Genomic DNA, 8,885 nt, shown 5'->3' on the forward strand with positions numbered 1-8,885 from the left:
CGACCAACAAAGGGAATATTCTTGCAGAAACGGAAAAACATAGCAGTGTTAACGGAACCGCTTGATTCATCTATATCCCAAACAACTTGTTTAAATGATTTACCAAAGGGATGACGACCAGTTGGCTCAAGACCACCATTAACTACAGCTAAAATTCCATAGCCACCTTTAACTTTCTGGACTTTACCCGAAATCCATTGCGCTCCAGTGGTCTGACCAAGACCTGAAGCTTCAAAGTGGACGCAATTATTTTGATTGCAAGGGACATTAAAACCTTCTTGATAACTGCCAGAAATGCTGCGAATCCGGTTAGCTTCTATATCTCCCAAGGGCAAATCTACTTGCCCAACGAAAGACAGATCCGGCTCTGGTACGGTAGGAAAATTATTCCAAGATAAATCCTTCAATCCGGGAATGTCTGAAATGAGAGTATCTTGCCAATTAGCAAATTCATCAAATGATGAGTTTTCAATTCCCGGAATCGATGTCAGCTTGTATTTAGACAAATCAATTTCATTGCCGAGAGGGATATTGTCTAAGTTGTAATAATTAGCAACATTACCAATTCTTTGATTAGTGCTGATACCGATTTGGCGAAAAAAGTCAGCTATTGGTGCTACATTCCTGGCTGATTGATTAGCTAATTCAGGTATAGCTTTGACTAAATCGCTAAGGGTTTGAGTTTTGATGATTCCAAAATCGTCAAGTTTTAAACCATCTAAATCAATAGCTAATGCCTGAGATATCGCCTTGAGGTTAAGCTTTTCAATATTCAGATTAGCATCTTCAAAATCTCCAAGCTCCATAAAATCGCCAATACTTTGTCCAGCTTGCCAAGTTCTAGTCTGATTACCTCTCACGGATGGGTAAGTCACATTACCAGATTCAGATACAATCATGTCTTGAAACTTCATTTTTGACCAGTCTGGAATCAAGCCATTGTTGCTACTGACAAATGGGACTTGTGCCGAGGCTTTGGGCAGTAGAAATCCAATTACCTGATTCATAATTCCATATTTCCAAAAACTGTGAATAAACAATCCTCCGAGCAATCCAAACAATATTAAATAGCGAATCGTGTCAAAACTAATTTTGGGCGAACGCTTTGATGATTTCATATTTGTCCCTCTGTCCCGTTTTTTTGTCCAAGCTCGATTAATTTGTTAACTAAATTAAGTGAGACACCAGCCTGAAGAGCAGCAATAGGCATTTGCCCTCTAGCTTGAAAATGAGTCAAGAATTGCTCAATCCGATTGTGAAGTTCATCAGATGAGGAGAGCGAACCATTACTAATCGCTACGCTCATCCCCGCTCTAATTTGTTTTATGGTGTTGATAGTTTGTACTAATGGCGATAATAAGGGTCGAGTAACTCTTGAAGATGGTTTATCCGAGATAATTGACACTTGACTGTATTCAGGACGGGAATTAGATGGAGTAACTTGAAAGTGGTAAACTTTGCGTGAGCCAGAAGCAGTTTGAGTAATCACTGTAAGCAAAGTTGCACTTGTTTGTGGCAGTCCTGGAACCGGAAGCTTTTTGATCCGGCGTAAGTGAAGTAGTCCAGCACTACTGTTTTGACAGTTCTGGTCGATTCCCTCTAAACAACCATCAGTGTCAATCAAAACTTGCGAGGGATCGTCAATCCACACCCGCTTCACCATCTCCTTGACTTCATAAAATGAAATTGATACGCCTGAGCCATTCCAGACCTTAATTTTTTGCAGCTTGGCAGTACTGCCACTAACCTGAGATTGCTTTATGGTGCGGACTGTACTTTGAGCATAGGTTTTGACTGGAAGTAAGGACAGTCCAATCGCTAAGAGGAGTATCAGTTTCTTCATGGCAACTCCAGTGAACGATTCACCAAAAACGTAATCTTCGTCCCTTGTGGGATATACCAAACATTGGGGCGAGGGGTGATTTGTTGGTTAGAAGCTTCTGCACGACGAGTAATAATGTCACTAAGCTTGCCAAAAGCACCTTGTAAAAATGCCCTGCCAATATTGCGCTGGCTGTTTGAAGTCGTGCTAGAGCTAAATGTCCCAGTAGCAGAATTAACTACACTGCTCGTAGAATCAGATTGATTCAGGATAGTTCCTACTTGACCCAAACCACTGACTAATCCCACAGTCAAGTCAGAACCTCCCCCTTTCTTATCTTGGAACTGTTTAGCTAACAACGGTTTGCCGCCTTCTCCTAATACAGAAATTGCACCGCTACTAATTGGGTACTCAGTGTTATCTTTGATAATGCTCGTGACTTGCACACTTACATAAGAGCCACCATTAACCTGTAGGGGTTCAACGGCCAATAAAGTGCCTTTATGAATTGCCACATTTCCATAGTTGTCATGCAAATCAGCCGTTAATCTAGCAACATAGCGTTTACTATCATCTGGATTTTGCTGTTGTTGGAAGCGATTTTCGCTTTGCTGCTTGACGACTGAAGTCACTAAAATACCATTTGCGAATTCCCCGACAACTAAATAGCGAGTTTTACGCTGTTGCAGAATTTGGTTTTCTTGAGGCAAGTAATTAGCATCTGCTATTTGTTTATCAGATTTAGAATTGGCTGACCAACGAGGGCGAATTTTCTCAATTTCTGTGGGTGTACTGTTAGAGAAGTTAGGACGTGTTTGCTGTGTTGTATAAGCACTATTAGGTGGCTGTAGTTGAATTCGTGTTGTACTCGGTGTTTGAAAGGATGTTGCCTCTGTTGATATCTGCTGGTTATTTGAAGTAGGTGTATAAGCGATTTTTCCGTAAGATCCTAAGCTGCGAAGTCGATTAAATTCAGCTATCACGTCTGTTGGCGTTTCTGTTTTCGGCGTAACAGTCCTAACAGGATTACTAATTCTTGGCAATATTTGATTACGAGGTGGTGATGAAATAGTCGAGTTAGTTCTACTCGGAACGTAATCTCGTCTAGGGCTAGGACTTTGTGTTTGTGCTACAGGTCTAGCTGTTGATGGTGGTGGTGAAGCTGCAACACTTACAGGCTTACTATTAACAAAAACTTCTTCCTTACTCTGATTAATTTTATTCAATTCATCTTCTTGTTTATTTAAGGCTAATTTGGCATAGACATCACCATCTTTTGGCTCGACTTTCTCCAAAGCTGGGGATGTTTTATCAGCTTTAGCAGTTATCGCTTCTGGACTTTTAGCAGGATTGAAAATACCATTAAGAAAATAGAATATCGCTAAAAATCCTAAGCCAAAAGGAATAGCAATTATCCCCAATCTCGACCAAGGAGAAGTACTGACAGTGTGCCTGGTAATCAATGGAAATTCTTCGGAGTCTTCCCGGTTAGGCTTTTCTCTGGTTTGTCCATCATTTGTATCCTCTGAAAATCTCAAGATTTGATCTATAGTCAAATTCTGATGTTCGTTTTTTAGTGACATAATTATTAGAGTTTCAAATCATTGATTTGTGTAATTTCTAAACCAGCGCTCCGAGCTTCATAGATTTTCCGAGAAAGTTCAGTGAGAGCAGTAATTTCTTGTGGCGTATTCACTGCTTCGACAGTCACAGTCTTATTAAAGGTAATTCCTTGTCCAGTATTATCAGAAGTTGTAAAAGTCACAATAGTTGCGACGATATCTACTTGCCAGACCCCATCTCTAATTAATCGCGGTTCTCCAATATAACGAGGAATTAAAGACGCTTGCATATTTCCTTGAAATATTCTGCTGGGGGTGAGTTCTGCCAGCTTTTGTAAAAAGGCTGCTCGAAAGTTCTGTTTTTCACTAATTGCAAAAGCAGCTTCATAAGCCTTAGTTGTAACTTTCTTTTTTCCACTTACTGCATCAATATCTATTCCTCTGTCTTGCTTGGTAATTACTTCTCCCTTATGGTTATCAATTTTCACTAACCCATCCCAGCTAAACATTCTAGTGAACGTATCACCAACAAACCTCTTAATTACTTCTGGCGAACGTTGATTTTGGTCTACTGATTTAGCAGTAATAGTTTTGCCATCATCTAACTGTACTAAAGCTAATTGCTTTTTACTTAATCCTCTGATTGCTCCATAATTGAGAAATTGCAATAGTAATGAGAGTAATGCACAAGAAAATCCTACTAATGAAATGATTCCAATTCTTGTCGGGACTGATTTATTAAATTGCAGTAGTTGTAATGGTTCTGATTTTCGCTTTTCCGTGTTGACCATATCTCTTATTTCCTAGACTTCGCCAAACTAACACCTCTAGTGATTATTGCAATGCCAGCTTCTGCAACAATCGCACCATAAGTCTCTGAGGCTTTATTAATTTGTTGTAGCAGGGCTAAACCACCACCTGCGGCTAATCCCGTAGCCAAGAAGGGAGCGCAAATGCCAATTGTAAACAGGAAGAACATGGGTTGATCTGCTTGAGAATCAGAGATTAGTTGTCCAGCAAAACCAACAATCATGTTAAAAGAGAGTTTACCTATACCAATGCTGAAATAACCAATCAGCCAAGTGTAAATTGATTTCGCTCCGTAAGGTAATAAAGAACCCCCAACAGCAAGCGGGCCGAGAAATGCTGTAACTAACATTGTTAATTCAATTGCCCATTGATATGAGCCATTCATCGACAGCATCACCAATGAAATTGTTGAAGTCACGCCGGAACCAATAAACCCACTAATGGAAGAAAATAATATCTGAAGTGGATTTCTTTTGTTTTTTATTGCATCAATCGGAGCATCAATGACTTTATCTATCCCATCCATCAGCCATTTGAAGGGGCCACTATTTTGATCAAAAGCTGACGGGTATTTTTGGCTTAGGTCTTCTTTAGCCTGTTGTAAACAAGCAATTGCTTCATTCGGCTGTAATGAAGAACTGCGACATCTTTCAATTGCTAATCCAATAGCACTACGAGCAGCTGATAGCCCTGCTGCTTTTTGAAATGCGACTCTTAAATCTAGCCCATCAGCCGTTTGTACCAATACCATATTATTTACATTGTTGATGTAGTTCCTAATCCCTAACGTTGAGTTTCCTAGTACTTCGCCATGATTTGACAACAACACCACTACAATCAAAGGCCAGATAAAATCAGTGAAAGCTCGTTGTTCATCACCATTGAGCATTTGCTTTGTCCACTCAATCATGAAAAAGGTTAATGTCGCAACCGCAAATAATACTCCTACCTTACATATAGTTTCGTACAGTTGCCCATTTAAAGTCCTATCCCATAAATCATTAAATCCTGCTGATATGAATACATTTGTTTCAGATGCTTTTTTGACTAACTCACCACCAAGCACTTGCTGCGCTAACAAATACATACAATAATCCTTTTTTTTTGCGTAAGAGGTCTAAGGGAGTGTGGGAGGTGTAGGGAGTGTGGGAAAATGGATAAAAGAATGGTCGAGATTAAATAAAATGGAAGAGAAAGGGAAAAAGTATTTTAGAACTCATGAGGACTTAGCCATTTATCAATTGGCATTTGAAACAGCAATGCAAATTTTTGAATATTCTAAAAAGTTTCCAGTTGAAGAAAAATATTCATTGACTGATCAAATTCGTCGCTCGTCTCGTTCAGTCTGTGCTAATTTGGCAGGGGCTTGGAAAAAACGGAGATATAGAGATGCTTTTGTCGCTAAACTGAATGATTGTGTTCGCGGAGCGTGTCGCAGACAATCGGAGGCAGCAGAAACTCAAGTTTGGTTAAAGTTTGCAGTGAAATGCGAGTACCTCACAGTTGAGCAAGGAAGAGAACTCTACGCTCGTTATAATCAAGTCCTTAGTGAATTAGTCGAAATCATTACCCATCCAGATGACTGGTTACTCGACTAATTCCCCACCCCTGGCACACTCTCCACCTACGGTGAGTAAGTAGGATCTAACACAGACATAGCAGCAACTTCGAGATTGAGAGAAATTAATCCTTCTTCTCGAATGTCCTCTTTTTGACGATTTGCTGTTAATTTTTCTGCAATTTGGGTCAGCATCATATTAGACTGTGCGGTATCAGAGCGTGATTGCAATGAATCAGTGCGCTGTTGTGCCAGCATCGAAACCACCAGACTATTTTGGGCTGCTATTACTTTTAAAATATTCTGTGAGGCATTCATCTCTTGCGCTTCCTGTCCCAGGTTTGAAGCGTCTTGAGCCGTTTGTGTAGTTTGATCAATTTTGTTGGCAGTATCTTGCTGACCAAGTTGCCCTAATACACCAGAGACTGATGCTTTGGTAATTTCTCGCTGTAAGTCTTGTGCCTGTGTTAATGCTGTTGCCCAATCAGAGCCGGATGCTAAGGATACTTTCAGACGCTGACCACTTTCAACTGGATCTGGCGCACCCATCACACCAGTAGCACCATTAATTGCGGAATTAGCATCCTCTTGGGCTGCTGCCCAGAAATTATTAATTTTATCTGAAGCTATACTGCTAATTTGGCTCATTTCGCTCTGAATCTGACTCCTAATTTCAGCCAAAAAAGTATTTAGGTCTAGTGATATTCCATAACTGGGTGCAGCAATTAATAGACTTGTAACTCCACTAGATATAATGACAGCTAGACTAATTTTTTTAATTCCCTTCATACTGAAATACTCCTTTTTTTACCTTGAATTGATGAAGACTGATTCTACATTGATGTGACTACTACGGTTTTAGAAGCTAAACTTTTAAGCAATTCTTGGGCTGTTGGAGATAACGGCTCTCCCCGAACCATTCTGATATAATCTTCAGAAAACTTGACTTGTGCGAGTATTGGATTATCTTGATATTTTTTCAAGAATAGAGTTCGTAATTCTTGTTCATAAGGATTGTTAGCGACTGCGGACAATAAACAATGTGCTGGATAATAACGACAGAATGTAAGTTTGCCTGAATCATCTAATAACCACTGTGAGTAAATGCCAGATTTTGTTGGATAGAAAGCTTCTGTGCTATTGGTTTGAATGATTTCATAAGGATATTTAAATCTATCAACAAAGGGATCTACAGCCGAAGATTGGATTCTGCCGATCAATCGGGTTGTAATATTGGCGAAGATTTTCGCAGCGGCTTTGCTTTGGTAAATACTTTCTGGTTCTTGAGCCGAAAGAATCACCCGTATCCCTGCTTTTGCACCATTGGCACAAAGCCTTCCTATTAACTCGGCGATCGCATCAAATTGGAATAGAATCGGCGCTTCATCCAGGAAGAAGATACTGGCTTTAGAAGACAAAGCACGTCGAAGGGCTGCGGCATAAGCTGATAAAGCTAAAATCGCTGCATCTGCCTCACTCGATAAATTCCGCAGCGCAAATACTAGCAACTTAGCATCAGTTCGGAAAGTTGAGGGACGACTAATTGATTCTCCAACTCTGGTTGAGAGCCAGTACTTTAATCTCAACCTGATTTGCTCCAAAGCTGATAAAATTTCCTGGCTATTGCTGGCTATAGAATCTATCTTGAGAAATGCTGGCGAACAATAATTCAAAAAATCTTGTAATGTGGGAGTGTCCAGCCAAGCTTTCGTGCCAACTCCTGCGGCTAATGCCAACTTATACCGGACTTTGATTTCATCATCATTAAAAAACGTTTTCAAGGCTAGGGCAATGATAGATTCAATATTAGTAATCATGGAAGGGCTAACGCCAATGACGCTAGTTCCAATCACCATTGTCATTAACACTGATTTCAAGAATTCCTTAAAATCATTCAATCTTTCATTAATGGTTTCTTGATCCATCCCCCTCAAATTAGGTAGTTCAAACAAATTATTTGACTCTTTGGAAATATCGAAGTATGCACCATCCTTACCAAGCAAATTGGTATAGTCACTAAATGTCGATGTCCCGTCTGGTTTGGGGTAATCTAACGCGACTACTGGTATATCTTGAGCAAGTGCAGGTGTTAAAATTCCAGCCACGAGTACTGATTTCCCCGAACGAGTTGCACCAAAAACTGCTATGTTTTTATGCTGTTTGTACAAATCCAGGTGTACTGGCGTACCCCCCTCTTCGGCAATCAACTCAAAGCCAGCCTGATCTCCTGTAGCTGTACGAATCAAAGGCATCAGCCCTGGTGCTTCGGAACTGAAATAAGGTAATCTGCGGTTAAAAGGTTTTGCCAGCAGTGGCTCCCAAACAAATGGACAACATTGCAACCATGTCTTCCAGGCGTATTCTTTCTCTCGATCTACTGCTGCTGGTCTTAAAAAGTAGGAAGCTAAGTATTTGCAAGCCTCATTGAGTTCTCTTGTTGATTTTCTATGGACAAGAAAAGCTCCTCCGGTATAAACGACAACGCTTCCTTTGTAAATGGTTCGTTGTGCCTCTACAGATTCTTCAATATTTATTCCGGCTTTGACATTGATGTTTCCTTTACTTGTTGATAAGGCAGTCGATGTAATTGACTGTTTAGTAAGGCGTTGTAAATTAGTTTTGGTAATTGCCTGATTAGCTTTAGTGATTTGACAGATAATTTCTGTATCTGAGATACTTTCTTTGGAAATTAATTCCCAAAGGTATCGTAATTGAGAGCGTTCATCTATCCAGCCCCCCGGCTTTTGGCTAAAGTTCATCACCCCAATATATTTATCTTGAATCTTTACCCATTGCCGATCTAAGAATGGAACTGATTCTTCATTTTCCAACAGATGATGTCGAATATGAAAATCGCTTGTTTGAGTTTCTACTAATCCTTGGGTTTGACTAATCACTAAGGGATTAGGAATCGCTGTTGGTGATGTCAGATTAAATTGATGCCATAAGACTTTCCAAATATCTTCAGCGCTCAGAACTCTGATCCCTAGTTTCATTTTGTTACTTAGCAACGATTCCCACTGCAAAAAACCGTCGCTAAATGAGTTCTTAAGAATATTTTCAATCCTACTATTGTTAAAAGCGTGAATTTCTCCGGTGAATTTAAACCAAACTTTCTCTAACTTTCGGATTG

The 8,885-nt window shown here is 40.0% G+C and carries 8 protein-coding genes; 1 reads left to right on the forward strand and 7 read right to left on the reverse strand.

The window, feature by feature from the left end:
- The 5 genes from LC608_RS35410 to LC608_RS35430 form a co-directional block, all read right to left on the reverse strand.
- Positions 1-1,118: hypothetical protein (locus tag LC608_RS35410; RefSeq protein WP_229557975.1), on the reverse strand; the 1,118-nt coding region annotated here is incomplete at its 3' end.
- Complete coding sequence (locus tag LC608_RS35415; RefSeq protein WP_229557976.1) at positions 1,115-1,843, reverse strand: hypothetical protein; 729 nt, start codon at positions 1,841-1,843, stop codon at positions 1,115-1,117. The genes LC608_RS35410 and LC608_RS35415, both read right to left, overlap by 4 nt.
- A complete protein-coding gene (locus LC608_RS35420; RefSeq protein WP_229557977.1) occupies positions 1,840-3,405 on the reverse strand; it encodes a TrbI/VirB10 family protein in 1,566 nt (521 codons plus the stop codon). The genes LC608_RS35415 and LC608_RS35420 overlap by 4 nt, the downstream gene beginning before the upstream one ends.
- Before the next feature lie 5 nt (positions 3,406-3,410).
- Positions 3,411-4,175: a hypothetical protein gene (locus LC608_RS35425; RefSeq protein WP_229557978.1), complete on the reverse strand. Its 765-nt coding sequence runs from the start codon at positions 4,173-4,175 to the stop codon at positions 3,411-3,413.
- A gap of 5 nt (positions 4,176-4,180) precedes the next feature.
- Complete coding sequence (locus LC608_RS35430; RefSeq protein WP_229557979.1) at positions 4,181-5,281, reverse strand: hypothetical protein; 1,101 nt, start codon at positions 5,279-5,281, stop codon at positions 4,181-4,183.
- Positions 5,282-5,378: 97 nt separating this feature from the next.
- Between LC608_RS35430 and LC608_RS35435 the strand changes: the two genes are divergently transcribed.
- Complete coding sequence (locus LC608_RS35435; RefSeq protein WP_229557980.1) at positions 5,379-5,792, forward strand: four helix bundle protein; 414 nt, start codon at positions 5,379-5,381, stop codon at positions 5,790-5,792.
- Between the two features lie 26 nt (positions 5,793-5,818).
- Here LC608_RS35435 and LC608_RS35440 read toward each other — a convergent pair whose 3' ends face one another.
- Positions 5,819-6,541: a hypothetical protein gene (locus LC608_RS35440; protein WP_229557981.1), complete on the reverse strand. Its 723-nt coding sequence runs from the start codon at positions 6,539-6,541 to the stop codon at positions 5,819-5,821.
- Between the two features lie 44 nt (positions 6,542-6,585).
- A partial coding sequence (locus LC608_RS35445; RefSeq protein ID WP_229557982.1) for a hypothetical protein occupies positions 6,586-8,885 on the reverse strand: 2,300 nt, incomplete at its 5' end.

It is taken from the genome of Nostoc sp. XA010 (genome assembly GCF_020829625.1).
Taxonomy (GTDB): Bacteria; Cyanobacteriota; Cyanobacteriia; order Cyanobacteriales; family Nostocaceae; genus Nostoc.